This is a genomic window from Kitasatospora sp. CB02891, from assembly GCF_002803145.1.
Classification (GTDB): Bacteria; Actinomycetota; Actinomycetes; order Streptomycetales; family Streptomycetaceae; genus Kitasatospora; species Kitasatospora griseola.
This window is the reverse complement of record NZ_NNBO01000014.1, coordinates 83,176-107,909: the sequence shown is the minus strand read 5'-3', so window position 1 is coordinate 107,909 and position 24,734 is coordinate 83,176. Positions and strand designations below refer to the sequence as shown.

23 protein-coding genes are annotated in these 24,734 nt (G+C 73.5%); 7 read left to right on the top strand and 16 right to left on the bottom strand.

The window, feature by feature from the left end; translation table 11 throughout:
- Nucleotides 1-34: 34 nt before the first annotated feature.
- Complete coding sequence (locus tag CG736_RS27245; RefSeq protein WP_100588819.1) at nucleotides 35-697, bottom strand: A24 family peptidase; 663 nt, start codon at nucleotides 695-697, stop codon at nucleotides 35-37.
- Between the two features lie 119 nt (nucleotides 698-816).
- Between CG736_RS27245 and CG736_RS27240 the strand changes: the two genes are divergently transcribed.
- Nucleotides 817-2,031: a pyridoxal phosphate-dependent aminotransferase gene (locus tag CG736_RS27240; RefSeq protein ID WP_100588818.1), complete on the top strand. Its 1,215-nt coding sequence runs from the start codon at nucleotides 817-819 to the stop codon at nucleotides 2,029-2,031.
- A 72-nt stretch (nucleotides 2,032-2,103) separates the two neighbouring features.
- Here CG736_RS27240 and CG736_RS27235 read toward each other — a convergent pair whose 3' ends face one another.
- Nucleotides 2,104-3,930 carry a phosphoenolpyruvate carboxykinase (GTP) gene (locus tag CG736_RS27235; RefSeq protein WP_100588817.1) on the bottom strand — a complete coding sequence of 609 codons (1,827 nt, stop codon included), beginning with the start codon at nucleotides 3,928-3,930 and terminating at the stop codon, nucleotides 2,104-2,106.
- A 264-nt stretch (nucleotides 3,931-4,194) separates the two neighbouring features.
- Between CG736_RS27235 and CG736_RS27230 the strand changes: the two genes are divergently transcribed.
- Nucleotides 4,195-4,863 carry a hemolysin III family protein gene (locus CG736_RS27230; RefSeq protein ID WP_369880557.1) on the top strand — a complete coding sequence of 223 codons (669 nt, stop codon included), beginning with the start codon at nucleotides 4,195-4,197 and terminating at the stop codon, nucleotides 4,861-4,863.
- Between the two features lie 56 nt (nucleotides 4,864-4,919).
- Here CG736_RS27230 and CG736_RS27225 read toward each other — a convergent pair whose 3' ends face one another.
- Nucleotides 4,920-5,192 carry a hypothetical protein gene (locus tag CG736_RS27225; RefSeq protein WP_043915843.1) on the bottom strand — a complete coding sequence of 91 codons (273 nt, stop codon included), beginning with the start codon at nucleotides 5,190-5,192 and terminating at the stop codon, nucleotides 4,920-4,922.
- A gap of 214 nt (nucleotides 5,193-5,406) precedes the next feature.
- On the opposite strand from CG736_RS27225, the gene CG736_RS27220 reads away from it, so the two are divergent.
- Both CG736_RS27220 and CG736_RS27215 read left to right on the top strand, forming a co-directional pair.
- Entirely contained in the window at nucleotides 5,407-6,984 is a 1,578-nt protein-coding gene (locus tag CG736_RS27220) for an MFS transporter (protein ID WP_100588816.1), read from the top strand.
- On the top strand, nucleotides 6,981-7,637 hold the full coding sequence (locus CG736_RS27215) for a TetR family transcriptional regulator (protein ID WP_100588815.1): 657 nt from the start codon (nucleotides 6,981-6,983) through the stop codon (nucleotides 7,635-7,637). Before CG736_RS27220 ends, CG736_RS27215 begins: the two co-directional genes overlap by 4 nt.
- A 7-nt stretch (nucleotides 7,638-7,644) precedes the next feature.
- Here CG736_RS27215 and CG736_RS27210 read toward each other — a convergent pair whose 3' ends face one another.
- Entirely contained in the window at nucleotides 7,645-8,589 is a 945-nt protein-coding gene (locus CG736_RS27210) for an NADP-dependent oxidoreductase (protein WP_100588814.1), read from the bottom strand.
- Between the two features lie 115 nt (nucleotides 8,590-8,704).
- On the opposite strand from CG736_RS27210, the gene CG736_RS27205 reads away from it, so the two are divergent.
- Nucleotides 8,705-9,631: a GlxA family transcriptional regulator gene (locus tag CG736_RS27205; RefSeq protein WP_232734222.1), complete on the top strand. Its 927-nt coding sequence runs from the start codon at nucleotides 8,705-8,707 to the stop codon at nucleotides 9,629-9,631.
- Here CG736_RS27205 and CG736_RS27200 read toward each other — a convergent pair.
- Complete coding sequence (locus CG736_RS27200) at nucleotides 9,628-10,440, bottom strand: hypothetical protein (protein ID WP_232734205.1); 813 nt, start codon at nucleotides 10,438-10,440, stop codon at nucleotides 9,628-9,630. The genes CG736_RS27205 and CG736_RS27200 overlap by 4 nt on opposite strands.
- 11 nt (nucleotides 10,441-10,451) lie before the next feature.
- Entirely contained in the window at nucleotides 10,452-11,096 is a 645-nt protein-coding gene (locus CG736_RS27195) for a papain-like cysteine protease family protein (RefSeq protein ID WP_100588812.1), read from the bottom strand.
- A 237-nt stretch (nucleotides 11,097-11,333) separates the two neighbouring features.
- Here CG736_RS27195 and CG736_RS27190 point away from each other — a divergent pair, with 237 nt between their 5' ends.
- Nucleotides 11,334-12,263, top strand: a complete 930-nt coding sequence (locus CG736_RS27190) for a hypothetical protein (RefSeq protein WP_198520629.1) — start codon at nucleotides 11,334-11,336, stop codon at nucleotides 12,261-12,263.
- Nucleotides 12,264-12,272: 9 nt separating this feature from the next.
- Here CG736_RS27190 and CG736_RS27185 read toward each other — a convergent pair whose 3' ends face one another.
- Both CG736_RS27185 and CG736_RS27180 read right to left on the bottom strand, forming a co-directional pair.
- Entirely contained in the window at nucleotides 12,273-13,037 is a 765-nt protein-coding gene (locus CG736_RS27185) for an SDR family NAD(P)-dependent oxidoreductase (RefSeq protein WP_100588810.1), read from the bottom strand.
- A gap of 35 nt (nucleotides 13,038-13,072) precedes the next feature.
- Complete coding sequence (locus CG736_RS27180) at nucleotides 13,073-13,774, bottom strand: DUF4386 domain-containing protein (RefSeq protein ID WP_100588809.1); 702 nt, start codon at nucleotides 13,772-13,774, stop codon at nucleotides 13,073-13,075.
- Nucleotides 13,775-13,869: 95 nt separating this feature from the next.
- Here CG736_RS27180 and CG736_RS27175 point away from each other — a divergent pair, with 95 nt between their 5' ends.
- Nucleotides 13,870-14,403 (top strand): MarR family winged helix-turn-helix transcriptional regulator, encoded by a 534-nt coding sequence (locus tag CG736_RS27175; RefSeq protein ID WP_198520628.1) that lies wholly within the window; start codon nucleotides 13,870-13,872, stop codon nucleotides 14,401-14,403.
- Between the two features lie 116 nt (nucleotides 14,404-14,519).
- Here the strand turns inward: CG736_RS27175 and CG736_RS38710 are convergent, their stop codons facing one another.
- The 8 genes from CG736_RS38710 to CG736_RS27135 form a co-directional block, all read right to left on the bottom strand.
- Nucleotides 14,520-15,371 carry a GNAT family N-acetyltransferase gene (locus CG736_RS38710; RefSeq protein ID WP_100588807.1) on the bottom strand — a complete coding sequence of 284 codons (852 nt, stop codon included), beginning with the start codon at nucleotides 15,369-15,371 and terminating at the stop codon, nucleotides 14,520-14,522.
- 66 nt (nucleotides 15,372-15,437) lie between these two features.
- The gene (locus CG736_RS27165) at nucleotides 15,438-17,471 is read right to left on the bottom strand and encodes a thioredoxin domain-containing protein (protein ID WP_100588806.1); all 2,034 of its coding nucleotides are present in this window, start codon (nucleotides 17,469-17,471) and stop codon (nucleotides 15,438-15,440) included.
- A gap of 73 nt (nucleotides 17,472-17,544) precedes the next feature.
- Nucleotides 17,545-18,978 (bottom strand): DHA2 family efflux MFS transporter permease subunit, encoded by a 1,434-nt coding sequence (locus CG736_RS27160; protein WP_100588805.1) that lies wholly within the window; start codon nucleotides 18,976-18,978, stop codon nucleotides 17,545-17,547.
- Between the two features lie 34 nt (nucleotides 18,979-19,012).
- Nucleotides 19,013-19,801, bottom strand: coding sequence for an HAD family phosphatase (locus tag CG736_RS27155; protein WP_100588804.1), 789 nt, complete (start codon nucleotides 19,799-19,801; stop codon nucleotides 19,013-19,015).
- Entirely contained in the window at nucleotides 19,792-20,991 is a 1,200-nt protein-coding gene (locus tag CG736_RS27150) for a cytochrome P450 (RefSeq protein WP_157815753.1), read from the bottom strand. Before CG736_RS27150 ends, CG736_RS27155 begins: the two co-directional genes overlap by 10 nt.
- Nucleotides 20,992-21,050: 59 nt before the next feature.
- Entirely contained in the window at nucleotides 21,051-22,535 is a 1,485-nt protein-coding gene (locus CG736_RS27145) for an MmgE/PrpD family protein (protein WP_198520627.1), read from the bottom strand.
- A 16-nt stretch (nucleotides 22,536-22,551) separates the two neighbouring features.
- Nucleotides 22,552-22,818, bottom strand: coding sequence for a hypothetical protein (locus tag CG736_RS27140; RefSeq protein ID WP_043915828.1), 267 nt, complete (start codon nucleotides 22,816-22,818; stop codon nucleotides 22,552-22,554).
- A 25-nt stretch (nucleotides 22,819-22,843) separates the two neighbouring features.
- The gene (locus tag CG736_RS27135; RefSeq protein ID WP_100588800.1) at nucleotides 22,844-24,637 is read right to left on the bottom strand and encodes a carbamoyltransferase C-terminal domain-containing protein; all 1,794 of its coding nucleotides are present in this window, start codon (nucleotides 24,635-24,637) and stop codon (nucleotides 22,844-22,846) included.
- Nucleotides 24,638-24,734 lie beyond the last annotated feature (97 nt).

Sequence of the window (24,734 nt, the reverse complement as noted above, 5' to 3'; positions counted from 1 at the left end):
CCCCGCCCCTTTTCTTCCGGGGCGGGACGCGGCGTCAGGACGTGACCAGGACCGCCGTCAGGGTGCCCAGCAGCATCGCCGGGCCGAAGGCCAGTTCGGTGCGGCGGCCGGCCCGGCGCAGCACCAGCAGGGCGACCGCCCACACCGCGGCGATCAGCCACATGTGGAGCAGACCGGCGTAGAACGTCCGCCAGCCGCCCAGGCCGAGCACCGCGCCGAGCGACGGGGCGAGCTTGACGTCGCCCAGGCCCATCGGCGCGAACAGCGCCAGCAGCAGGAACAGGCCGCCGAGCGCGCCCGCCGCCAGGGCGCAGCGCAGCCACACCTCCGGGCGGTGGTCGGCGACCGGGACCAGCAGCGCCGTCCCGACCAGCAGCGGCAGGGTCAGCGCGTCCGGCAGTCGCTTCACCGCGGCGTCCACGAACCCCAGCGCCACGCCGAACAGCGCCACCCAGACCAACAGCGGCAGCCACCGCCCCGGGGCGTGCGCGGCCAGCAGCGCGCCGACGGCCGCGGCCGCCAGTTCCACCGTCAGCGGCGGCGGCCCGGGCCGCTCCCCGCAGCGCACGCAGCGGCCGAGCGGCGTCACCGCGCAGGCCCGCCACGGCTCGCCGCCGGGCACCGCGTACCGCACCACCGCCGACCGCAGCAGCACCCCGACCAGCAGCCCGAGCACCGCTCCCAGCGTTGCCAGCATCCGACGCCTCCCCTGACGGCCCGCCGCGACCCTACCGCCGCACCACCGTTCGCCCGTCCGTGTCCAGGTGGCGAACACCACTCGGAACCGGGCCCGGGCCGCCCGTAAAGTAATCGGGCATGCAGGTCATCCAGTCCAGCAAGCTCGCCAATGTCTGCTACGACATTCGCGGCCCGGTGCTCGACGAGGCGATGCGACTCGAGGAACAGGGCCACCGCATCCTCAAGCTCAACACGGGCAACCCGGCCGCGTTCGGCTTCGAAGCCCCGCCCGAGATCCTCCAGGACATCCTCCGCAACCTGTCCTCCGCGCACGGCTACGGCGACTCCAAGGGCCTGCTGTCGGCCCGCCGCGCCGTCGTCATGCACTACGAGGACCGCGGCCTGCACGGCCTGTCGGTCGAGGACGTCTACCTGGGCAACGGCGTCTCCGAGCTGATCCAGCTCGCCATGACCGCCCTCCTCGACGACGGCGACGAGGTCCTCGTCCCCGCCCCCGACTACCCCCTGTGGACGGCCTCGGTCTCGCTGGCCGGCGGCACCGCCGTCCACTACCGCTGCGACGAACAGGCCGAGTGGTACCCCGACCTGGCCGACATCGCCGCGAAGATCACCGACCGCACCCGGGCGATCGTGGTGATCAACCCCAACAACCCCACCGGCGCCGTCTATCCGCGCGAACTGCTGGAAGGGATCGTCGAACTCGCCCGGCAGCACCGGCTGGTGATCTACGCGGACGAGATCTACGACAAGATCCTCTACGACGGTGTGGAGCACGTCCCGCTCGCCACCCTCGCGCCGGACCTGTTCTGCGTCACCTTCAACGGCATGTCCAAGTCCTACCGGGTGGCCGGCTTCCGCAGCGGCTGGATGGTGCTCTCCGGCGACCGCCAGCGCGCCCGCTCCTACATCGAGGGCCTCAACGTGCTCGCCTCGATGCGCCTGTGCGCCAACATGCCCGCCCAGCACGCGGTCGCCGCGGCACTCGGCGGACGCCAGTCCATCCGCGACCTCGTCCTGCCCGGCGGACGGCTGCGGGCCTCGCGCGACGCCGCGTACAAGCTGCTCAACGAGATCCCCGGCGTCTCCTGCGTGAAACCGAAGGGCGCGCTGTACGCGTTCCCGCGACTCGACCCGCAGGTCTACAAGATCAAGGACGACGCGCAGATGGTCCTCGACCTGCTGCGCGCCGAGCGGATCCTGATCGTCCAGGGCACCGGCTTCAACTGGCCCGACCCCGACCACTTCCGCCTGGTCACCCTCCCCCACCCGGAGGACATCACGGACGCCGTGACCCGCATCGGCGACTTCCTCTCCGGCTACGTCCAGCCGTAGAACGCACGACAGGATCCGGCCGAGGACGGGACTGCCGTCTTCGACCGGATCCTGCCGTTCGGTGCTACCGCCTCAGCCGAGGCGCTCGACCAGGGCCTGGTACTCGTCCCACAGCTCCTTCGGCGTGTGCTCGCCGAACATCTCCAGGTGGGCCGGGACCAGCGCGGCCTCCTGCTTCCAGAACTCGTTGTCGACCGAGAACAGCAGCTCCTGGTCGGCGGCCGGGATCTCCAGCCCGTCGAGGTCGAAGCCCTCGACCGTCGGCAGCACGCCGATCGGCGTCTCGACGCCCTCCGCGGTGCCTTCGAGTCGCTCGACGATCCACTTCAGGACGCGGCTGTTCTCGCCGTAGCCGGGCCACACGAACTTGCCGCCGGCGTTCTTGCGGAACCAGTTGACGTAGTAGATCTTCGGGAGCTTCGAGGCGTCGGCCTCGGCGCCGATCTTCAGCCAGTGCGCGAAGTAGTCGCCCATGTTGTAGCCGCAGAACGGCAGCATGGCGAACGGGTCGCGGCGCAGCTCGCCGACGGTGCCCTCGGCGGCGGCCGTCTTCTCGGAGGCGATGTTCGCGCCGAGGAAGACGCCGTGCTGCCAGTCGAAGGACTCGGTGACCAGCGGGACGGCGGTGGCGCGGCGGCCGCCGAAGAGGATCGCGGAGATCGGGACGCCCGCCGGGTCCTCCCACTCGTCGGCGATGGTCGGGCACTGCGAGGCGGGGACGGCGAAGCGCGCGTTCGGGTGGGCGGCGGGGGTGCCGGACTCGGGGGTCCAGTCGTTGCCGCGCCAGTCGGTGAGGTGCGCGGGGGCGTCCTCGGTGAGGCCCTCCCACCACACGTCGCCGTCGTCGGTGAGGGCGACGTTGGTGAAGACCGTGTTGCCCCAGAGGGTCTTGATGGCGTTGGCGTTGGTGTCCTCGCCGGTGCCGGGGGCGACGCCGAAGAAGCCGGCCTCGGGGTTGATCGCGTAGAGGCGGCCGTCGGCGCCGAAGCGCATCCAGGCGATGTCGTCGCCGATGGTCTCGACCTTCCAGCCGGGGACGGTCGGCTGGAGCATGGCGAGGTTGGTCTTGCCACAGGCGGACGGGAACGCCGCCGCGACGTACTTCGCTTCGCCGGACGGCGGGGTGAGCTTGAGGATCAGCATGTGCTCGGCCAGCCAGCCCTCGTCGCGGGCCATGGTGGAGGCGATGCGCAGCGCGTAGCACTTCTTGCCGAGCAGGGCGTTGCCGCCGTAGCCGGAGCCGAAGGACCAGATCTCGCGGGTCTCCGGGAAGTGCGAGATGTACTTGGTGCTGTTGCACGGCCAGGCGACGTCCGCCTCGCCCTCGGCGAGCGGGGCGCCGACGGTGTGCACGGCCTTGACGAACTCGCCGTCCTCGCCGAGCTGGTCGAGCACGGCCTGGCCCATGCGGGTCATCACGCGCATCGAGACGGCGACGTAGGCGGAGTCGGTGATCTCGACGCCGTACGCGGCCAGCGGGGAGCCGACCGGGCCCATGGAGAACGGCACCACGTACATGGTGCGGCCCTTCATCGCGCCCCGGAACAGGCCCTTCTCACCCGAGAAGATCTCCCGCATCTCGGCGGGGGCCTTCCAGTGGTTGGTCGGGCCGGCGTCCTCCTCCTTCTCCGAGCAGATGAAGGTCCGGTCCTCGACGCGGGCGACGTCGGACGGGTCGGAGGCCGCGTAGTAGGAGTTCGGCCGCTTGGTCTCGTCGAGCTTGGTGAAGGTGCCCTGGGCGACGAGCTGCTCGGCGAGGCGGTGGTACTCCTCCTCGGAGCCGTCGCACCACACCACGCGGTCGGGCTGGGTGAGCTCGGCAATCTCGTTGACCCACTCCACCAGGCGCTGGTGGCGGGTGGGCGCGGACTCGGTGAGCGCAGAGATCTGAGACGACACGATCGCTCCGTTTCACACCATCTCGGCCAGGAGACGGTGTCGCGGGGGTTGAGGGTCCTTACACGGTAGACCCGCCAACCGGCCCTCCATTCGTCGAAATGGCGTCATTGACGAGATCTTTACTACGGAGTGTCTTATTGGACTGGCCGAAACCGTCCCCCGCGAGCCTCCGAGAGCCCTTGATCACACTCCCCTAACACTCCAGAAAGTCTAAAAGTGAGGATCACCACTTTCCTACGCGCCGGTAACCTACGGTTCCGTAAGATGCTGCCCATGACCGCGGAAGCCCTCGAACTCGTCAAGCCCAAGTGGCGCGGCTGGCTGCATGCCGGCATGTTCCCGGCCTCACTGGCCGCCGGAATCGTGTTGATCTGCCTGGCCGACTCGACGGCGGCGCGGGTCGCCTGCGTCGTCTACTCGGTGAGCGCCTGGATGCTGTTCGGGGTGAGCGCGGTGTACCACCGCTTCACCTGGGGGCCGCGCGGCGAGGCGGTGCTGCGCCGACTGGACCACGCCAACATCTTCCTGATCATCGCCGGCACCTACACCCCGTTCACCATGCTGCTGCTGGAGGGCGCGCGACAGCAGGTGCTGCTGTGGCTGGTGTGGGGCGGCGCGCTGGCCGGCATAGCGTTCCGGGTGTTCTGGGTCGGCGCTCCGCGCTGGCTGTACACCCCGTGCTACGTGGCGCTCGGCTGGGCGGCGGTGTTCTTCCTGCCGGACTTCCTGCACAAGGGCGGCGCGGCCGTCCTGACGCTGATCATCGTCGGCGGCGCGCTCTACACCATCGGCGGAGTGATCTACGGCCTCAAGCGCCCGAACCCGTCACCGCGCTGGTTCGGCTTCCACGAGGTGTTCCACGCCTTCACCCTCGGCGCGTTCATCGTGCAGTACGTGGGGGTCTCGCTGGTGGCGTACACCGCCGCCGGCTGATCCGCCGCCGCACCGTTCCTGCTCGGCGACGCTGCCCGACGGCAGCGCCCCTCCCCTCAGTACCGCGCCGGCTGGGCGGCCCTCGCCTCCAGCCGCTCCCGGGCCCGACGGCAGCGCTCGCAGTGCGCCGCGTCGGGCCCTTCGCCTGCCGCGCGCTGGTGCGCCCGGCCGCGGAAGCGGTACGCGACCCAGGCCATCACGGCCAGCACTTCGACCGCGGAGACCAGCCAGACCACGCGGGCCCCGCCGATCAAGTACCCGGCTATGACGGCCAGCGCGGCCAGCACACCGACCACGCCGCTCCAGAACCCGGTCGCTCCGTACTCCATTGGCAAACCTCCCACCGGCCGACAGGTTATCTGACAGATCGTCAGAGAACTCCCCACCTACAGTGACACGTTCGGCACTCAGCGCGGGCGAACAGGGGATCAACAGCGCATCAATTCCAGAAGTGGGGATCCCGCAGCACGGGCTTCGGTTGACACTCGCCATCTTTTGAGAGCTACTTTCACTTGAGAGTAACCATCGGATGGGGGTTCCGTCATGTCTGCTCCACACCCGCGGCGCTGGATCGCACTTGTCGCGGTCGCGCTCGCCGTGCTCGTCATCGGCTTCGACACCACCGTGCTGAACGTCGCCCTGCCCGACCTGGCCCGACAGCTGGACGTCGGCACCGGGCAGCAGCAGTGGATCGTCGACGCCTACACCGTGGTGTTCGCCGCCGCCCTGCTGCCGGCCGGCCTGCTCGGCGACCGCTTCGGCCGCCGCCGCGCCCTGGTCGTCGGGCTCGGCCTGTTCGGCGCGGCCTCCCTGCTCGGCGCGCTCGCCTCCGGCCCCGGATCGCTGATCGCCGCCCGCGCGGCGATGGGCCTGGCCGCCGCGTTCGTGATGCCGATGTCGATGGCGGTGATCCCCGCGGTCTTCCCGCCCGCCGAACAGCGCCGCGCCACCGCGCTGCTGACCACCATGACCGCGCTCGGCGTGCCGCTCGGGCCGATCGTCGGCGGGCTGCTGCTGCGCGGCTACTGGTGGGGCTCGATCTTCCTGATCAACGTGCCGCTGGTGGTACTCGGCGTGCTGGCCTGCCTGCTGCTGCTCCCCGAGTCCGCCGACCCGGCCGCGCCCCGGCTCGACCTGCCCGCCGCCGCCCTCGCCGCGGCCGGGCTGTCCGCGCTGACCTGGGGCATCATCGAGGGCGCCGAACGCGGCTGGGGCGACGCCCCGGTGCTCGGCGCGCTGCTCGGCTCGGTGGTCGCGCTGACCGCGCTGGTGCTGCGCAGCCGCCGGCCGGACCACCCGATGCTCGACCTGCGACTGCTCGCCGAGCCGGTGTTCCGCTGGTGCGCGATCGCCGTCACCCTGGTCTCAGTCGTCCTGTTCGGCGGATTCTTCGTGCTGCCCGCCTACTTCCGGAGCGTGCTGGGCACCGACGCGCTCGGCAGCGGACTGCGGCTGATGCCGATGATGGGCGGCCTGCTGGTCGCCGCCCGGCTCGCCGAACGCCTGGTGCGCCGGTTCGCCCCGCGCGGGGTGATCTCCACCGGCCTGGCGCTGACCGCCCTCGCGCTGCTGCTCGGCAGTCGCACCGCGGTCGGCGACGGCTACGGGTGGACGGCGCTGTGGCTGTCGCTGTTCGGCGCCGGGCTCGGCCTGGTGCTGATCACCGCGACGGCCTCCGCGCTGCTCCTGCTGCCGCCCGCCGAGGCCGGGGTCGGCGCCGGGCTGGTGCAGACGCTCCGCCAGGTCGGCGGCGCGGTCGGCGTCGCCGTGTTCGGCAGCCTGCTGGCGGCCGGCTACCGCTCCGCGCTGGACGTCTCCGCGCTCCCGGCGGACGCCGCGCGCCTGGCCCGCGGCTCGGTGATCGCCGCCGACGCGGTCGCCGAACGGCTGGGCGACCCGGCGCTCGCCGGGTCCGCGCACGGCGCGTACGTGCACGGCATGGGCCTGGTGACGCTGGTCGCGGGGATCCTGGCCGCGCTGTCCGCGGTGCTGGTCGCGGCCCGGATGCCGAGCGGCGGCGACCCGGCCGCGCCGGACGCTCCGGAGCCCGCCGCGCCGACCGCTCCCGGGCCGCGGCCGCTGGCCGCGACGGTCGGCGATCCCGGAGAATCGTCGGCATGAGCACCCCGCGCAGCGCCCGGCCCCGCCCGTCCGAAGCCTCCCCCGGTTCGCTGGAGGAGCTGGTCGAAGCCCCGATGTCGCTGCGCGAGCGCAAGAAGCTGAAGACCCGTCAGGCCCTGCGCCGGGAGGCCTTCCGGCTGTTCGCGGAGCAGGGCTGGGAGGCCACCACCGTCGACCGGATCGCGGCGGCGGCGGAGGTCTCCCCGGCGACGTTCTTCCGGTACTTCCCGACCAAGGAGGATCTGGTCCTCACCGACGAGTACGACCCGCTGATGGCCGCCGCGATCCGGGCCCGGCCGGCGGACGAGCCGTTCCTCACCTCCGTCCGGGAGGTGCTGGTCGAGCTGGTCCGCCGGATCGCCGAGCAGGAGCGGGCGGAGCTGTACGAGCGGATGCGGCTGACCGCCTCGGTGCCGGCGCTGCGGGCCCGGATGCTCGACGGCGCCAACCAGCCGACCGGGATGCTGCTCGACCTGCTCACCGAACGGGCCGGATCGGACGCCCCCACCCTCGAACTGCGGATCACCGCCGCCGTGGTCTCCGCGACACTCGCCGAGACCTCGCTGTACTGGGCCGACCGCGGCGGCCGGGACGACCTCGCCGACCTGCTCGACCGGGCCCTGCGGCACCTGCAGGAGCTCGGCCGGCACTGACGGCGAGTCAGTTCACCAGCACCAGCTTGCCGGTGGTGCGGCCGGTGTCGCCGAGGGCGTGCGCCTTCGCGGCGTGCTCCAGCGGGAAGGTCCCGGCGATCTCGGCGCGCAGCAGGCCGCGTTCGGCCAGGTCGGCGACGGCGGCCATCCCGGCGTGGTCGGCCTCCACCAGCATCATCGCGGTGCGCACGCCGAGCCGGTCGGCCTCCTCGGCCAGCCCCTCGAAGGGGACGGGCAGGATCGACACCAGCAGGCCGCCCGGGCGCAGGGTGCGCAGCGACCGCAGCTGGTACTCCCCGCCGACGGTGTCCAGCACCACGTCGACGTCGCGGACCGCCTCGGCGAAGTCCCTGCTCCGGTAGTCGACCGGCTCGTCCACGCCGATGCCGCGCAGGAAGTCGTGCTTGCCCGCGCCGGCGGTGCCGATCACGTACGCGCCGCGGGCCTTGGCGATCTGCACGGCGAGGTGTCCGACGCCGCCGGCCGCGGCGTGCACCAGCACCCGGTCGCCGGCCTTCACCTGCGCGGTGTCGACCAGCGCCTGCCAGGCCGTCAGTGCGGCCAGCGGCAGCGCGCCGGCCTGGACGACGTCGACGCCGGCGGGCCGGCGCACGAACGCCCGGGCGGGGCCGGTCACGTAGTCGGCGTGGGAGCCGACGCCGTGCGGGTAGGGCAGCATGCCGAAGACCTCGTCGCCGGGCTCGAACAGGGTGACGCCGAAGCCGACCGCCTCCACCGTGCCGGCCACGTCCCAGCCGAGCACGAACGGGGGCTCGCCGAGGAACAGTCCGCTCGCCCGGTGCTTCCAGTCCGTCGGGTTCAGGCCGGCCGCCCGGACCTTCACCAGGATCTCGCTCGTGCCGGGCACGGGGCGCGGGAGTTCCACCAGCTGCAGGACTTCGGGGCCGCCCAGGACGTCCTGGCTGATCGCTCGCATCGTGTTCGTCGTCATGCCTCCAGCCTGGCCCGCCCGGGGCGCCCGCGGGAGTGGCATGATGGTCACCGTCCGATGGGATCCTGCCAGGAGGGCCGAGGTGCCGAACCCCGCGAAGACACCGCCGCACCGGATCGCGGTACTCGCCCTGGAGGGCGTGTACCCGTTCGAACTCGGCATCCCCAGGCGGGTGTTCGCCGCCGCCGGGGACCGCTACGAGCTGGCCACCTGCACCGTCGACGGGCAGCCGGTGCGCTCCGACGCGGACTTCACCGTCGCCGTCGCGCACGGCCCGGAGCTGCTGCGCACGGCCGACAGCGTGGTGATCCCGCCCTTCGACCTGGCGCTCGCCACCGGCGCGCCCGACCCGGCCGTGGCCGAGGCGCTGGCGATGATCCGGCCCGGCACCCGGCTGATCTCGATCTGCACCGGCGCGTTCGTCCTGGCCGCCGCCGGCCTGCTGGACGACCGGCCCGCCACCACCCACTGGGCGCTCGCCGACCGGTTCCGCGAGCTCTTCCCCAAGGTGCGGCTCGACCCGGACGTGCTGTTCGTCGACGACGGCGACATCCTCACCTCGGCCGGCGCCGCCTCCGGCGTCGACCTGTGCCTGCACGTGCTCCGGAACGACCACGGCGCGGCCGTCGCCAACCACGCCGCCCGGCTGGCCGTCGTCCCGCCGTGGCGCGACGGCGGCCAGGCCCAGTACATCGAGCAGCCCGTCCCCGCGGCCGGCGCGACCGGCACCGCCGCCACCCGCGAGTGGGCGCTGGCCCGGCTGCACCGGCCGCTGACCCTCGCCGAACTCGCCGGGCACGCCGCGATGAGCAGCCGCACCTTCGCCCGCCGCTTCCACGACGAGACGGGCCAGAGCCCCGGCCGCTGGCTCACCCAGCAGCGCGTCGCCCTGGCCCGTCACCTGCTCGAAGCCACCGACCTGACGGTCGACCAGATCGCCGGCCGGGTCGGCTTCGCCAACGCGGTGTCGCTGCGCCAGCACCTGCACTCGGCGATCGGCGTCTCGCCGCTCGCCTACCGGCGGACGTTCGCCGGGGCCTAGGCCTTCCGGCGCCGGCTGCGCACCCCGATCACCGCGCCTGCCACGGCAGTTGCGCCCAGCGCGGCGCCTGCGGTGAGCAGCGGCGCGGCACTGCGGGATTCGGCCGGGTCGGCCTGGAAGCCGCCCGCCCTGCCGGCGGTGTCGTACGCGGAGCCGGGCAGCTTGTCGCCGTACCGCTGGTGGACCAGCTGCTGGTAGGCGGCGACGGTGACGCCGTGCGCGCCGACCGAGCGGCGGGCGGTGTCGTCGAGCGGCAGGACCCGGCCGTCCTTGAGCTCGTACCAGGCGCCGAGCTGCGGTTCGCGGAAGGCGGTGCCGCCGTCGGCGGCGGCCCGGGCCGCGTAGTCGGTCTCGTCGCTGCCGGAGGCGATGTTGACCACCCGCCAACTGCCGTTCTGCTGTGCCGTCCAGACCGAGGCGCTCTGTCCGTCGGCGGCGACGGCCTTGGTGGCGGCGAACTCGACGGTGGCGACCGGCGCGCCGGGCCGGCCGGCCACGAACCCGGCGTCGAGGGTGCGGACCGGCACCGTGTCGCCGCTGAGTCGGGGCGCGGCCGCCTTCGCCGCCTGCGCCTCGTCGCTCGGGGCGATCGCCAGCGGCTGGGTCGGGGGCACTCCCCCGCGGGCGAAGAAGTGCCCCAACTGGTCGAGCACGGAAGGGTTCTGGGCGGCGGCCCGGGCGGCGGCGAGGTCGCCGGCTCCGGTCTGCCGGTCGGTGGCCTGCGCCTGCGGGGCGGCGGCGAGGCCGAGGGCGGCGGCCGCGGCGAGGGCTGCTGCGGCGCGGACGAGTCGGACGCGGTGGCTGCTCATGACGGGGCTCCTCACGCGCCGATCCGGTACAGGGAGTGGGTCCAGGAGAACGACCCGTTGCTCACGTAGTAGTTGTAGTCGCCCCAGTTGTAGCGGTAGTTGGACGGCCACGGGTCGCCCCAGTACAGCCAGTTGTTGCCGCTGTCGTAGCCGTACAGCACGTTCATGTGGCCGCCGCCGGAGCTCCACTGGATCCGGGTCTCCACCGGCCGGCCGGCGTCGATCTCGCCCTGCACGGTGGCGTACCGCAGGTAGCCGCTGACGTACGAGCCCGGGTTGATGCCGAACGCGTACAGCGCGTTCTGCACCTCGGCCAGGCTGGCCTGGCTGTTCGGACAGGTGGAGTTGGCGGAGCGTCCGAACGCGGCGTTGCAGAACTGGTTCTGGCTGTAGCTGTAGCCGTAGTACGCGGCGATGGTGTTGCCGCTCGCCGCCCAGCACCAGTTGCTCTGCTGCTGGGCCTGCATGGTCAGGTTGAGGGTGCGCGCGGTGCCGGCCAGGGCCGGGGCCTGCGGCTTCACGGCGGCGGGCGATATCGCGGCGGGGGTGGTGGCGGCCGCGGCGGGGGTGGTGGCGGCCGCGCTCAGGACCGGGGCGAGGACGCCCAGGGCGAGGGCGGCGACCGTCCGACGCAACCGCATCGGGGTGGGTGACATGGGGGATGTCCTCCTGGCAGAGGAGTGGGTGTGGGGGGCGGCGTCCGGACGCGCTGCCGATGAGCATCCGGCCGTTGACGCCGGGCGGTCAACGGCCGTGCCGGGCCCCGGAGTCCGGGTGTGAACGTCCCCCGCCGAGGTGTGAACGCGGCCTCGCTGGGCAGCGCGAATATCGACCGGGGCGGTGACAGGCCGTCCACAAGGTGTGAATATTCACGCTCAGTTGAGGAGGTGGCCTTGCAGCCGACCGCACCGCCCGAGCTGGCCCTCGCCCTGCGCACCGGACCGTTCCACCTCGCCCTGCGGGCCGCCATCGCCGCCCGCGGCCTGGCGCTCCACCGGCTGCGCCAACGCCTCGCGCAGCGCGGCGTCCAGGTCGGCGTCACCAGCCTCAGCTACTGGCAGCAGGGCCGGCGCCGCCCCGAACGGGCCGAGTCGCTGCGCGCCGTCGCCGTGCTCGAAGAGGTGCTGGAGCTGCCCGAGCACTCGCTCACCCGGCTGCTCGGCCCCCGCCGCAGCACCCCCGACCCGGCCGCGCCGCCGGTCCGCCCCTACCGCGACCTGATCACCCCCGCCGAGGCGGTGGACGGCCTGCTCGCCGTCCTCTCCGGCCCGCCCGACACCGGCCTGCACACCGTCACCCACATCGAACGGATCCGGGTCGGCGCGGACCGGCGGCTGCAGCGCCGCGACTCCCAGCACGTGCTGCGCGCCCACCGCGACGGCATCGACCGCTACCTGGCGATCTACCAGGGCGACCCCGGCTGCGACATCGACCGGGTCCGGGTCCGGGCCGAGGAGAACTGCCGGCCCGGCCGGATCCGCCGCGACCCGGCCGCGCACCTGCTGGTCGCCGAACTCCTGCTGGACCGCCGCCTGCGCACCGGCGACACCCACCTGCTGGGCTACGGCTTCGACGAATCGCCGTCGTCGCAGCCCAGCCGCGAGTACGTGCGCGGCTTCAACGCGGGCGCCGGGCAGTACGTGCTCCAGGTGACCTTCGACCCGGCCGCCCTGCCCGTCCGCTGCGACCGCTTCACCGTCCGCGCTCCCGGACAATCCCCCCGGGAGACCGAGGAGTTGACGCTCGACGGGCACCACTGCGCGCACCTGGTGGCCGAGGGCCTGCCGCCCTGCCTGCTCGGGCTGCGCTGGGACTGGGAGTGAGAGCGCTCCCTAGTTGGTGATGCGGCCGCCGGCCACGTCGACCGTCAGGCCGGTCAGCCAGCCCGCGCCGTCGGAGGACAGGAACAGCGCGGCCTCCGCCACGTCCGTCGGGGTGCCGAGCCGGCCCAGCGGGTGGGTGGCCGCGACCTTGGCCTGCACCTCGGCGGGCATCCGGGCCTGCACCTTCTCGGTCAGGATCGCCGACGGGGCCAGGCAGTTGACCCGGATGCCGTGCGGTCCCAGCTCGGTGGCCAGGTGCCTGGTCAGCATCACCACGCCCGCGTTGGCCACCCCGTACGCCAGGTTGGCGCCGCTGGGCTGCCGGCCGGCCGCCGAGGACATCGTCAGGATGCTGCCGGAGCCGCGCTCCAGCATGCCCGGCAGGAAGGCCTGCACGGTGAGGAACACCGAGGTCAGGTCGGAGTCCAGCACCTCGCGCCAGCGCTGCTCGGACAGCTCCGCCGTCGGCACCGGGAAGCCCTGACCGCCGGCGAACGCCGCCAGCACGTCCACCTCGCCGAACCGCTCCGTCACCGACCGGCGCACGCCGTCCAGCGCCCGCGCGTCCGTCACGTCGGCCACGGCGGCCGTCGCCTCGCCGCCCGCGCCGGTGATCTCCCCGACCACCGCCGCCAGCGCCGCCTCGTCCCGGCCGACCACGCACACCGACGCGCCCTGCGCGGCGAACGCCCGCGCGGTGTGCGCGCCGATCCCGCGCGAACCGCCGGTGACCACCACCGTCCGGCCCTCCAGCTCCGCGTACGTTCCGGTCATCTCGCTCAACTCCCTTGTGTCTGCGCTTCGTTCGGTCAGTGTTCGGTGCTGCGGCGGCGGGTCTTCGGCAGCAGGGCGGCCACGAACAGCAGCCACACCAGGCCGCCGAACCGGACCACCGGCAGCAGGTACATGAAGCCGTCCGCCACCAGGGCGAACAGCGCGAGCATCCCGGCGGCGGCCACCACCAGACCGGCCCAGGTCACTGCGCGGGGCAGCAGGTCGGCGAGCATCGCCGACACCGAGACACCCGCCGCCAGCAGGCCGAAGCCGACCGCGAACGCGGGACCGCCGGCCAGGAACGACACGTCCGCCAGCGCCCGGCCCAGCGCCGGCGGCGCGTCGGCCGGCAGCCGGCCGCCCGCCCACCCGGCGGCCGCGCTCAGCACCAGCGCGGACGCCGCGACCACGCCGCCGACCAGCGTGATCGCCGAGCCGGGCGCGGTGATACCGAGCGCCCGCAGCCGCCGGTAGAGCAGCGCCGCGCACAGTGCCAGCGGCACCGCCGCGGCGAGCAGCAGCAGCGCCCCGAGCCGGGCCGCCCCGCCGTGCTCCTGCGCGTACCGCACCACTTCGGCGCCGGTGGCGTCCGGGTGCGGGGTGGCGCGGTTGACCACGGTGTAGGCGATCGTCAGCGCGGTGACCGAGACGGTCGGGGCGAGCAGTGGCGGGCCGGTCTGCGGGCGGCTCTTCGACCGGCCGGCGGGAGCCGGGCGGGGCGGGGCGGTGGTGCTCATGGTTCCTCCCATGACGTCCGTGGACACGCATCCATCGATACACTCGAAATAATGATTACACCGTGGAACGATTGTCAAACGGGTACGATGTCGGCATGAGCATGGATCGAGAGGCGGACCAGCCGGACCAGCCGGACCGGCGCGGCGGCGGACCGCAGGGGCCGCCCGGCCCGGGCGGCGGGGCGGCGTTCCTGCTGGCACAGCTCGGCGCGCACGCCGCCGAGCGGTTCGCGCAGCGGATCGCCGAGCTCGACCTCACCCCCGCGCAGGCCGGCCTGCTCCGGCTGCTGGTGCAGACCCCCGGCCGCAGCCAGCGCGAACTCGCCGACGCGCTCGGCATGCCGCCCAGCCGCTTCGTCCCGTTCGCCGACGGCCTGGAGCAGCGCGGCCTGATCGAGCGCCGCCGCAACCCGGAGGACCGCCGGCTGTACGCCCTGCACCTCACCGACCGGGGCCTGGCCCTGCTGGGCCGGCTGCGCGACACCGCCATGGCTCACGAGCAGGACGTCACCCAGGCCCTCGCCCCCGAGGAGCACGCCCAGCTGATCGCGCTGCTCGGTCGGATCGCCGCCCAGCAGCAGCTCACCCCCGGCGTCCACCCGGGCTACCGCACCCTGCGTCCTCGCTGAGGCCCGCGCCTGGGGCCCGCGCCTGGGGCCCGCGCCTGAGGTCCTCGCCGAGGCCCGCGCCCGGGGCATGCGAAAGGGCCCCAGGGGGTTCTCCCCGGGGCCCTTCTCGTGGCGTGCTACTCGAAGGCGACCTCGGCCGCGTCGTTGACCGGCCGGTAGCCGAGCCGCTGGTAGATCGCGTTGCTGACCGGGTTGGACAGGTCGGTGTAGAGCAGCACCTCGTCCGCGCCGCGCGACTGCGCGTGCACGGTGACGGCGGCCGTCAGCGCGCTGGCGTAGCCGTGGCCGCGGTCGGCGGGCGGGGTGTAGACGGGGCCTATCCGGGACATCCCGGCGACGGCGGGGCTGGCCCCGGCGAGCGCGACCACCCGTCGGCCGTCGGTCTCCCAGAGCAGCAGGGTCTCGGCGGCGATCCGCTGGTCGGCGTCGGCGAACGGATCGGCGGGGGCCCGGAGTTCGGCCTCGACGCAGAAGTCCACCAGCCACTGGGCGACGGTCTCCCGGTCGGCGGGGGCGGCGAGCCTGGCGCGACCGGCGGGCGGGGCCGGCGGAGGCGTCAACTCGCCGAGCCGGAACAGCCGTTCGGCGTGATCCAGGCGCCAGGTGATGCCGGTGGTCTGCTGCCGCTCGGCGGCGAAGGCCAGGGCGGTGCCGTGCTCGCCGCCCACCGCGTCGGGGCGCTCGCCGTCGGCGGCGAGCCGCCGGGCCAGTTCCTCGGCGGCGACCGCCGGCATCCGGCCGAGCCGCTGCCCGTACGGCGGGGTGCGCAGGCAGGCCCCGGCGACGGCGCCGTCCGGGCCGTGCCACCAGCCGAAGACCGGTGACCGGTCGCCGTAGACGTGCAGGCCGTCCCGGGTGAGGCGGTCGAGGATGGTGAGCAGCACGGTGTTCTCGGCGGGGTCGGCCGCGAGGAACTCCCCGGCTGCGGTGCGGAAGTCGTCCAGTGACGTGGTGAGTGTCCAGCCCATGGCGCATCCTCCCCCACCGGCGGCGCCGTCGACCAGTGATTTCCGGTCGACGGCGCCGTTCCTCCGTCAGTGCGCGCGCAGGCGCTCCGCCAGCTCGGCGACGTCCGCGGTGGGCCGCTCGCAGGTGAAGTGCCGGCAGACGTACGCGGCGGGCTTCCCGTCCAACAGCGGACGGTCGGCCAGCAGCGGCACCTCGGTGTCGCCGACCTCGCCGACCGCCACCGCCACGCCGGGGGCGGTCGACCGCAGCGCGGCCAGGTGCAGCGCGGCGCGCCCGGCGTCGCCGGCCGGGCCGACCACCGCGACCTCGCGCGGCCCGTCGAGCAGCGCCTCCGCGACGGCCAGTCCCCAGCCGGTGAACCGCGGCGCGCGGGCGCCGAGCGTCGAGACGATGCCGAGCGCCCGCTCCGCGGCGGTGCGGTGGCGCGCGGACCCGGTGTACGCGGCGTAGGTGAGCAGCGCCCCGGCGGCGGCCGTCCACCCGGACGGGGCGGCGTTGTCGGTGGGGTCCTGCGGGCGGCGGATCAGTTGCTCGGCGTCGTCGGCGGTGTCGTACAGCGCGCCGGACTTCTCGTCCGTGAAGTGCAGCAGCACCAGGTCGAGCAGCTCCCCGGCGAGTTGCAGCCAGGACGCCTCGCCGCCGACCGCGTACAGCGCGAGGAAGCCCTCCGCGGTGTCCGCGTAGTCCTCCAGCACGCCCGCGTTCGCGCCCGCGACGCCGTCCCGCGAGGTGCGCAGCAGCCGGCCCTCGGCCGTCAGGTGGACGGCGATCAGCAGGTCGGCGGCCCGCTCGGCGGCCTCCACCAGGTCGGGGCGCTCCAGCAGCGCGCCCGCCTCGGCCAGGGCGGCGATCGCCAGGCCGTTCCAGGCCGCGACCACCTTGTCGTCCCGCGCCGGGGCGGGGCGCTTCGCCCGCGCCTCGAACAGCTTCGTCCGGATCTCCCGGTACCTGGCCGAATCCGCCGGGTCGTGCGGGAGCTGCAGCACCGAACTGCCGTGCTCGAAGGTGCCGGTGACGTCGAACAGCTCCACGGCGAGGGCGGCGTCCGCCTCCCCCAGCGCCTCCGTCAGCTGCTCGGGCGTCCACGCGTAGTACGCGCCCTCGGCCGTCCTCCCGGTCGCCGCGTCCAGCGAGTCGGCGTCCAGCGCGGACGCGAACCCGCCCTGCTCGGTGCGCAGTTCGCGCAGCAGGAAGTCGGCGGTCTCCAGCGCGACCCGGCGGGCCTGCTCATCGCCGGTGGCCCGCCACAGGTGCAGGTACACCCGCAGCAGCAGCGCGTTGTCGTAGAGCATTTTCTCGAAGTGCGGCACCGTCCAGGTGCCGTCCACCGCGTACCGGGCGAAGCCGCCGCCCAGCTGGTCGTAGATCCCGCCGCGCGCCATCGCCTCGCAGGTCCGCTGCACCATCTCCAGCGCGGCCTCCGAACCCGTCCGGGCGTGGTGCCGCAGCAGGAACTCCAGCACCATCGACGGCGGGAACTTCGGCGCCCGGCCGAACCCGCCCCGCCGCTCGTCGAACGACCGCGTCAACTCCACGACCGCGCCGTGCAGTTCACTCTCCCCGGGCGGCTGTCCGATGCCGCTGCCCACCGCGTACACCGAGGACCGCTCCGCGAGATCCCGGCCGATCCGCGCCGCCACCTCCCCGACCTCGGCCCGCCGCCCCGTCCACGCCTTGTCCACCCCCTCCAGCACCTGCCGGAACGACGGCATCCCGCGCCGCGGCTCGGGCGGGAAGTACGTCCCGAAGTAGAACGGCTCCTTCTCCGGCGTCAGGAACACCGTCATCGGCCACCCGCCCTGCCCCGTGGCCGCCTGCACCGCCTCCATGTACACCGCGTCGACGTCCGGCCGCTCCTCCCGGTCGACCTTCACCGCCACGAACCGCTCGTTCAGGAACCCGGCCGTCGCCTCGTCCTCGAACGACTCATGGGCCATCACATGGCACCAGTGGCACGCTGCGTAACCGACCGACAGGAGAACGGGCACACCGCGCCGCTCCGCCTCCTCGAACGCCTCGGGGCCCCAGGGCCACCAGTCGACGGGGTTGTCAGCGTGCTGCAGCAAGTACGGCGAGGTCGCGCCCGCGAGCCGATTCATACCGGCATCGTCGCACGTCCGGGAGCGTCCGGACCAGCATTCAAGGGGGCGGGCCGGGCGTGCGTACGGGGGGTCACCGTTGGGCGGGCTGGGGCTTCGGCGGGGTTTCGGCGGGGGTGGTCGGGGCGGGCTTGTGGTGGTGGAGGGAGAGGCCGAGGCCGATCAGGGCGGTGATCGCCATCATGGCGCAGCAGAACAGGACGACGTGGGCGTAGGGGGCGGCGGCGCCGGGGGCCGCGGGGGCGAGGATGGCGGCCAGGGCGGCGATGCCGAGGGCGCCGCCGATCTGGCGGACCGCCATGTTGAGTCCGGTGGCGCCGGCGAACCGGGCGGGTTCGACGGAGAGGGCCGCGGCGCTGGAGACGCCCGTGCTGACGGCGCCCATGCCGAGGCCGGCGAGCAGGCCGACCGGGAGCCACATGGTCCACAGCTGGGGGTGCGGGGAGAGGGCCAGGGCCAGCCAGAGGGCGGCGGCCACCACCGCGAGGGCGCCCAGGGACACCACGATCCGCGGGTTGCGCCGACTCAGCGTCCGGCCGACGACGCCGGCCACGATCGCCGAGAGGATCGCCCCCGGGCTCATCGACAGGCCCGCCGCGATCCGCGAGTAGTGCCAGACGTCGACCAGGAAGAGCGCGCCGATCAGCATCCAGGCGTACAGCGCGGCGCCGAAGAAGAGCGAGACGAGGTTGGCCAGCGCGAAGGTCCGGTTCTTCCAGAGCCCGGTCTCCACGGCGGGGGCCGGGTGCCGGCGGGAGCGGAGCAGGGCGAGGCCCAGCAGGACGGCTCCGGCCAGCAGGCAGCCGAGCACGCGGAGGTCTCCCCAGTGCCAGGTCGGGCCCTCCGTGACGCCGAGGACGAGCAGGAACACGCCGGTGGCCAGCAGCAGGGTGCCGAGCGCGTCGGGGATCCGGCCGGTGGACCGCGACTTCGGCACCACCCGGATGCCCACCAGCAGCGCGATGCCGATCGGCACGTTGATGAAGAAGACCGACCGCCACCCGACGCTGTCGATCAGGATCCCGCCGAGGCTGGGCCCGGCGGCCGCGGCCGCCGACGCGGCGGCGGCCCAGATCCCGATGGCGCCGGCCCGGCGGGCGGGCGGGGTGTCGACCAGGACGACCGCGAGCGAGGCCGGGATCATGGCCGCCGCGCCGAGGCCCTGGAGCGCGCGGGCGCCCAGCAGCACCGGCAGGTTGGGGGCGACCGCGCACAGCAGCGACATGGCGGTGAAGACGCCCATGCCGGCCGTGTAGAGCGCCCGCCGGCCGATCACGTCCGCGAGTCGGCCGGCCGGTGCGAGGAAGGCCGCGAAGACGATGGCGTAGAGCGAGATGACCCAGGTGAGGTCCGTCGCGGAGGCCGTGGGGTAGCTGACGTGCATGTCCGTCACGGCCAGATTGGCGACGGTGGCGTCGAGGATGGAGAGGAAGATCGCGCCGGACGCCAGGGTCACCACCACCGGGAAACCGGGCTGTCCGGAAGGAGCCGCCGAATTCGTGGTCATGTGTTCAATTACTCCTTGAGGGCGGGCACTTCGATCAACCTTGGCAGGTTCGCGGCCCCCCCGCTGGCGGGATTCGGCCGCAGTCTTCAGCCCTGACGACGGTGTCCGAATTTCGCTGATCGGGTCGGCCGGAGGCCACGCCCGGCAGCCGGGGCCAGCCGGCCGCGTCCGGGGCGTCCCGCAGCGTCGGGTCGTCCCCCACCACCACCGGGTGGCCGACGGCCCGCAGCATGGGCAGGTCCGAGCCGTGGTCGCCGTAGGCGTGGCAGTCGGCCCGGCGGATGCCGCGCTCCCGGGTGAACCTCAGGACCGCGTCCGCCTTGTCCGGGCCGATCATCGCCCTGACCAGGCCGCCGGTGTACCGGCCCTCGGCCTCCTCCGGCTCCGCGCAGATCACCGCGGTCGCGCCCAGGAGTTCGGCGAGCGGGTGCAGGCAGGGCGGGAGGGAGCCGGAGACCAGGACGGTGGGGCGACCGCTGTCCGCGTGCTCCCGGAAGGCCCGGAGGGTCTGCGGCAGGAAGAGGCGGTCGCCCACCAGCTCGGAGGCGAACCAGTCGCGGCCCTGTTCGGCGACCTCCTTGACGTCGCTGCCCGCGAAGTGCCGGTAGTAGGCCTGTGACACTTCGGCCCTGGGCACGCCCCGGGCCGCCAGCACACGGAGCTCCGCGACCGCGTCGGCGAACGCCGAGGAGGGCCGTCCCGACGCCGCGAAGTGGTGGCGCAGGAAGCGGGGCATGCTCTGGATCGCGATCAGGGTCTCGTCCACGTCGAAGAACGCCGCCCCGGCCGGGGCGGGGGTCGTCGCCGCCCCGGTCACCCCCATGCGACGGGCAGCTCCTCCCAGCCGCCCAGCGCCGCGAAGTCCTTCCAGCGGAGTTCGTGCGGGCAGACCGCCAGCCGCAGCGTCGGGAACCGCTCGAACAGGGCCCGCAGGCTGATCTCCAGTTCGGCCTTGGCCAGACCGGCGCCGATGCAGAAGTGCGGGCCCGCGCCGAACGCGATCTGCGTCCGCTCGGGGCGCCGGATGTCGCAGCGGTCCGGGTCGGGGTGGACGGCGCCGTCGCGGCTGGCGGTGCCGACCGAGGCGAGCACCGCGGAGCCCGCCGGGATGACCCGGCCCCCGAGTTCGACGTCGGTGGTGGCGATCCGGATGGAGGTGCCGCCGCCGGGGCCGTTGAGCCGGATCAGCTCCTCGACGGCGCCGGGGTAGAGCTCCGGGTCGGCCCGCAGCGTGGCGAGCTGCTCGGGTTCGGACAGCAGGGTCGCCGTGCCGCCGCACAGCACCGTGACCGTGGTGTCGTGGCCGGCCAGCAGCAGCAGCACGCCGATCCCGATGATCTCGGCCTCGGAGGGCGCGCCCTCCTCGTCGTGGATCTGCACCAGGGCGCTGATCAGGTCGTCGCCGGGTTCGGCCCGCTTCTGCTTCACCAGGCCGGCGAAGTAGGCCCGCATCTCGTCGTTGGCCCGGACGATCTCCGCCGCGGAGTACTTGGTGAGCGACATGAAGTGGTCGCTCCAGGACCCGAACTTCGGGTGGTCCTCGAACGGCACGCCGAGCGCCCGGCAGACCACCCGCAGCGCCAGCGGGCGGGCGTACACGTCGGCCAGGTCGACCGGGCCGGTCATCGTCTCCATCGCGTCCAGGAGTTCGTCGGCCACCTGCTGGATGTACGGGCGCAGGCCCTCCACCCGCTTGTTCGAGAAGGCCCGGTTGGCGAGCCTGCGCAGGGCGCTGTGGCGCGGCGGGTCCATGTTGAGCAGGCTGTCCGGGTCCGGTTCGACGACCTGGGCGCGGGCGGTGCCCGGGGCGAACAGCGCCTCCCGGCTGAACCGCCGGTCGGACAGCACCGTCCGGACGTCCTCGTACCGGGTCACGAACCAGGCGGCGTCCCCGGTGGCCAGGGTGATCGGGCAGACCGGCTCCTCGGCGAGCGCCTGGGCGTACTCCTCGGGCGGCCTGGTCGGGTCCTTGCGCTTCACCGGGTAGGAGAACCGCGGGGCGTCGTTCGGCACGGTGCGCAACCTCTCTGCTCAGTCGTCTTCCGGTACGGGGGGAAAGGGCGGGTCCGGGGTCACCGGCAGGACAGCGCGGCCCGCACCACGTCGTCGAGTTCCGTCGCGTCCAGCTCGGCGACGCGTTCCAGTGCGGCCGTCAGCTCCGGGGGGACGCCCGTCGCGGCGAGCTTGTCCCGGACGAGCGTGCGATGGGTCCTGCGGGTCTCCGGGCCGGCGGATCCGAGGGCGCTGTCACTGGCCGCGGTGAGGACGCGCCCGTCCCGCAGGGTGACGCGCAGCCGGGCGCCGATCGCCTTGTCGGCCTGTTCGAAGGTCTTGCTCGGCTCGTCCAGCGGGGTCGGGTCGGCGAGCGCCGGCCCGCCGGCGAAGGCGGCGAGCCAGTCCCGGGCCCGGTCGCCGGCCTGGCGCAGCGCCTCCCCGAGCGGGGCGGTGGCGGCCAGCAGGCGGCGGCTCAGCTGTTCGTCGTACTCCAGGCGGACCTTGGCGGCCAGCTCCCAGCGGACGGGGTCCGCGAGGGCCGGTTCGGCCAGGTCGGAGGGGCGGACGCTCCCGGTGACGAGGGTCGTCGCCACGTTGTAGCCGACGGACACGTTGAGCGCCATGATCGCCGACCGTTCCCGGTCGAGGTACGGGGTGCCCTCGCCGTCCATGTGGATGGTCAGCCGGGCGGCGGAGACGACGATCTCCTCGATGTCGGCCAGGTCCGCCGGCGACAGCTGCCCGTGCAGCCGCGCCGCGCAGTCGACGGCGGCGTCGACGTACGCGCCGGCCGGGTGCATCTTGATGGTCAGGCTGTCGGTGTGCCAGCGGCTGCCGAGGCCGAGCGTGACCACCTCCGGCGACGGCACCTGGGAGAACTTCGCCAGCAGGCCGCCGGGGTGTTCGAGGATGTCGGCGGCGCCGCCGATCCCGGCCGCCGCCGCGTCGCAGGCGTCCAGGGCGATCCGCACCGGCACCGCCGCCGAGAGCACCTTGGCGTCGCTGCCCAGGACGGCGCGCCGCAGCGGCCAGGGCGGCGCGGCCAGCGCCAGCCCCCACGCGTCGACCCACTGCCGGACCGGCGCGCCCGTCACGTGCAGCCGGGCCGCGGCCGCGCCGATCAGCTGGGTGTACGAGGAGCCCTGGCCGCGCAGCGGGCCGAGGGCCGCCGCGGCGGTCACCCGGGCGGCGCACTCGCCGGAGGCGACCAGGGCGGCCAGCAGCTGCTGCCCGGTCAGTCGCCGTTCCTGCCGGTAGGCCAGCGGCACGTTGATCGACGAGTGGGTGACGTGGCCGACGTACAGGCTGTCCTCGAAGTAGAGGCAGGAGGACAGCCCGGCCAGGACGTAGGCGGCCCGGCCGGGGTCGGCGGCGGTCGGCGGGCCGAACGCGTCGACCAGTCTCCGCCCGAGCGGGTGGCCGAGGCTCGCCCGGAGCACCGCGAGGTGGGACATGAACTGGCTGGTCGCCGCGCCGACGATCCGCTCCGGCAGGTCGGCGAACCGCAGCCCGGACGCCCAGTCGGCGAGCTCCCGGGTGAGCGAGGTCTCCGTTCGCGCCACGCGGTCACCTCCCGTCTCAGCCGACTCCACGTCGGCTCTCGTCGATGGAGCGGACGGCACAGGTGGCCGCCAGGACCGACGCCCGGGCGGACGCCAGCGCCTCGCGGGCCGATTCGAGTGCCTCGTCCGCGGGGGAAAGGCCGACCTGCTCCTTGGCCGACACGATCTGGAGCGCGCACTCGACCGCGGCGATGCTCGCCTCGTCTAGCGCCACGGCCCGGTCGGACGTACGGAGCAGCTCGGCGAGGGCCGCGTCGAGCATTCCGTGCACGGACGGGCTCATCACCCGGTCTCCTCTCCCGGCCCGCTCAGCGCTGCGGCGCCCGCTTGCCGACCAGGAAGCGTCCGAGGACCAGGTGGTCGATCTCGGTGCCGAGGAAGCACTGGATCGCGTCGGCCGGGGAGTTGACGATGGGCTCGCCCGCGACGTTGAACGAGGTGTTCAACAGGCAGGGCACGCCGGTCAGTTCGGTGAAGGTCCGGAGCAGCTCGGCCAGCAGCGGGTTCGACTCGTCGGTGATGGTCTGCACCCGGGAGGTGCCGTCGACGTGGCAGGCCCCGGGGATGGCCTCCTGGTGCTCCGGCTTCACCGGGAAGACGAAGGTCATGTACGGCGAGGAGCTCTTCTTGCCCATCTCGAAGACCTTCGGCGCCTCGTGCTCCAGGACGACCGGGGCGAACGGCCGGAACGGCTCCCGGTGCTTGACCCGGGTGTTGATGATGTCCTTGATGTCGGGGAAGCCGGGGTTGGCCAGGATGCTGCGGTTGCCGAGCGCCCGCGGGCCGTACTCCGTGCGGCCCTGGAACCAGCCGATGACGGTCTTCTCGCTCAGCAGCTTCGCGGTCTCCCGGGCGAGGTCCGCGGGGTCGAGCTCGGTCCACTCGACGTGCTCGGCCTGCTCGCGGAGCGCCGCGGTGATCGCGTCGTCGTCGTACGAGGGGCCCAGGTACGGCGTGGCGGGCGTCCGCCTCGGCCTGCGCTGCACGCCGTTGACGAAGGCCGCGGCGCCGATCGCGACGCCCGGGTCGCTGGCGCCGAAGCTGACCTGGATGTCGGTGAAGCCCGACTCCTCCAGCAGCTTGGTGTTGTTGACGCAGTTGAGCGCCAGCCCGCCCTCGAAGACCAGCCGCGGCAGGTCGGTGCGGGCCTGGAGCGCGCCGAGCTGGTGGGCGGTGACGACCTCGATCATCTCCTGGGCGTCCCGGGCCAGCCGGATCCGGAAGTCCAGCTCCTCGCGCTCGCCCTCGCGGACGCCGTAGAGCTCGTCGAGCAGCCCGTAGTAGGCCCGGGTGCCGCTCGGCTCGTTGGCGAGGGCGAGCGCGTACCGGCCGTTCTCCTGCAGCTCGACGACGTGCTTCAGCAGCGGGTTGTCCGACCGCGGCCCGGTGAAGCCGGCCAGGCCCATCACCTTGTACTCGTCGTTGTTCGGCATGAACCCCAGGTAGCGGGTGATCTCGCCGAACAGCAGCGCCAGGGAGTGGGTGACGCCGACGACGGTGTTCTCGAAGACCTGGATCCGGCCGTCCCGCACCTCGCCCATGATGGACGAGAGCCGCTCGGCCCGGCCGTCGCTGATCAGGAAGGCGGTGTCCTCGCCGCCCGCCAGGTAGTGGCCGCACATCAGGTGGGCGAGGTGGTGCGGCACCAGGACGAGCTTGTCCGCCGGGATGTCGAGGCCGGTGCGCCGCCGGAGGTCGGCGAGGATCGCCTCCTTGCTCACCAGGCCGGTGTAGAGATCGCCGAAGCGCCGCAGCCGGTCGAATTTCTGCTCGACCGTCAGGCCGGCCCCGCTGATGTCGCCGATCATGTCGGCGGTCAGTTCGGGCGAGAAGGCCCACGGGAAGGCGAAGAAATCGACGTCCTCCAGGGACTTTCCGGCGGTCTCCAGGCACCAGCGCACGGAATTCACCGGGAAGTCGGAGGTCTTCTTCTCCCGGTTGAGCCGCTCCTCCTCGACCGCGGCCACCAATTCGCCGTCCACGAACAGGGCAGCCGCCGCGTCGTGCCCCAGAATGCTGTGCCGGTCGATGCCGGTCGCCCCGTACAGCCGGCCAAACGTTTCAGCGCCGTCGGTAAAACCGTTGTACCCAATAACGATCACGGTGAGCTCCTCTGCCGACCATCACGGTCCCCGAGCGATGACTGCGCGGACCATGCTTCGGCGTCGGGCTGGCACGGCGCTGAAACGGGGCTGACAC

What these genes read in the sequence shown, in the direction of transcription:
- CG736_RS27245 (WP_100588819.1), bottom strand. Translation starts at nt 697, where the DNA reads ATGCTGGCAACGCTGGGAGCGGTGCTCGGGCTGCTGGTCGGGGTGCTG.
- CG736_RS27240 (WP_100588818.1), top strand. Translation starts at nt 817, where the DNA reads ATGCAGGTCATCCAGTCCAGCAAGCTCGCCAATGTCTGCTACGACATT.
- CG736_RS27230 (WP_369880557.1), top strand. Translation starts at nt 4,195, where the DNA reads ATGCTGCCCATGACCGCGGAAGCCCTCGAACTCGTCAAGCCCAAGTGG.
- CG736_RS27225 (WP_043915843.1), bottom strand. Translation starts at nt 5,192, where the DNA reads ATGGAGTACGGAGCGACCGGGTTCTGGAGCGGCGTGGTCGGTGTGCTG.
- CG736_RS27220 (WP_100588816.1), top strand. Translation starts at nt 5,407, where the DNA reads ATGTCTGCTCCACACCCGCGGCGCTGGATCGCACTTGTCGCGGTCGCG.
- CG736_RS27215 (WP_100588815.1), top strand. Translation starts at nt 6,981, where the DNA reads ATGAGCACCCCGCGCAGCGCCCGGCCCCGCCCGTCCGAAGCCTCCCCC.
- CG736_RS27210 (WP_100588814.1), bottom strand. Translation starts at nt 8,589, where the DNA reads ATGACGACGAACACGATGCGAGCGATCAGCCAGGACGTCCTGGGCGGC.
- CG736_RS27200 (WP_232734205.1), bottom strand. Translation starts at nt 10,440, where the DNA reads ATGAGCAGCCACCGCGTCCGACTCGTCCGCGCCGCAGCAGCCCTCGCC.
- CG736_RS27195 (WP_100588812.1), bottom strand. Translation starts at nt 11,096, where the DNA reads ATGTCACCCACCCCGATGCGGTTGCGTCGGACGGTCGCCGCCCTCGCC.
- CG736_RS27185 (WP_100588810.1), bottom strand. Translation starts at nt 13,037, where the DNA reads ATGACCGGAACGTACGCGGAGCTGGAGGGCCGGACGGTGGTGGTCACC.
- CG736_RS27180 (WP_100588809.1), bottom strand. Translation starts at nt 13,774, where the DNA reads ATGAGCACCACCGCCCCGCCCCGCCCGGCTCCCGCCGGCCGGTCGAAG.
- CG736_RS27175 (WP_198520628.1), top strand. Translation starts at nt 13,870, where the DNA reads ATGAGCATGGATCGAGAGGCGGACCAGCCGGACCAGCCGGACCGGCGC.
- CG736_RS38710 (WP_100588807.1), bottom strand. Translation starts at nt 15,371, where the DNA reads ATGGGCTGGACACTCACCACGTCACTGGACGACTTCCGCACCGCAGCC.
- CG736_RS27165 (WP_100588806.1), bottom strand. Translation starts at nt 17,471, where the DNA reads ATGAATCGGCTCGCGGGCGCGACCTCGCCGTACTTGCTGCAGCACGCT.
- CG736_RS27160 (WP_100588805.1), bottom strand. Translation starts at nt 18,978, where the DNA reads ATGACCACGAATTCGGCGGCTCCTTCCGGACAGCCCGGTTTCCCGGTG.
- CG736_RS27155 (WP_100588804.1), bottom strand. Translation starts at nt 19,801, where the DNA reads ATGGGGGTGACCGGGGCGGCGACGACCCCCGCCCCGGCCGGGGCGGCG.
- CG736_RS27140 (WP_043915828.1), bottom strand. Translation starts at nt 22,818, where the DNA reads ATGAGCCCGTCCGTGCACGGAATGCTCGACGCGGCCCTCGCCGAGCTG.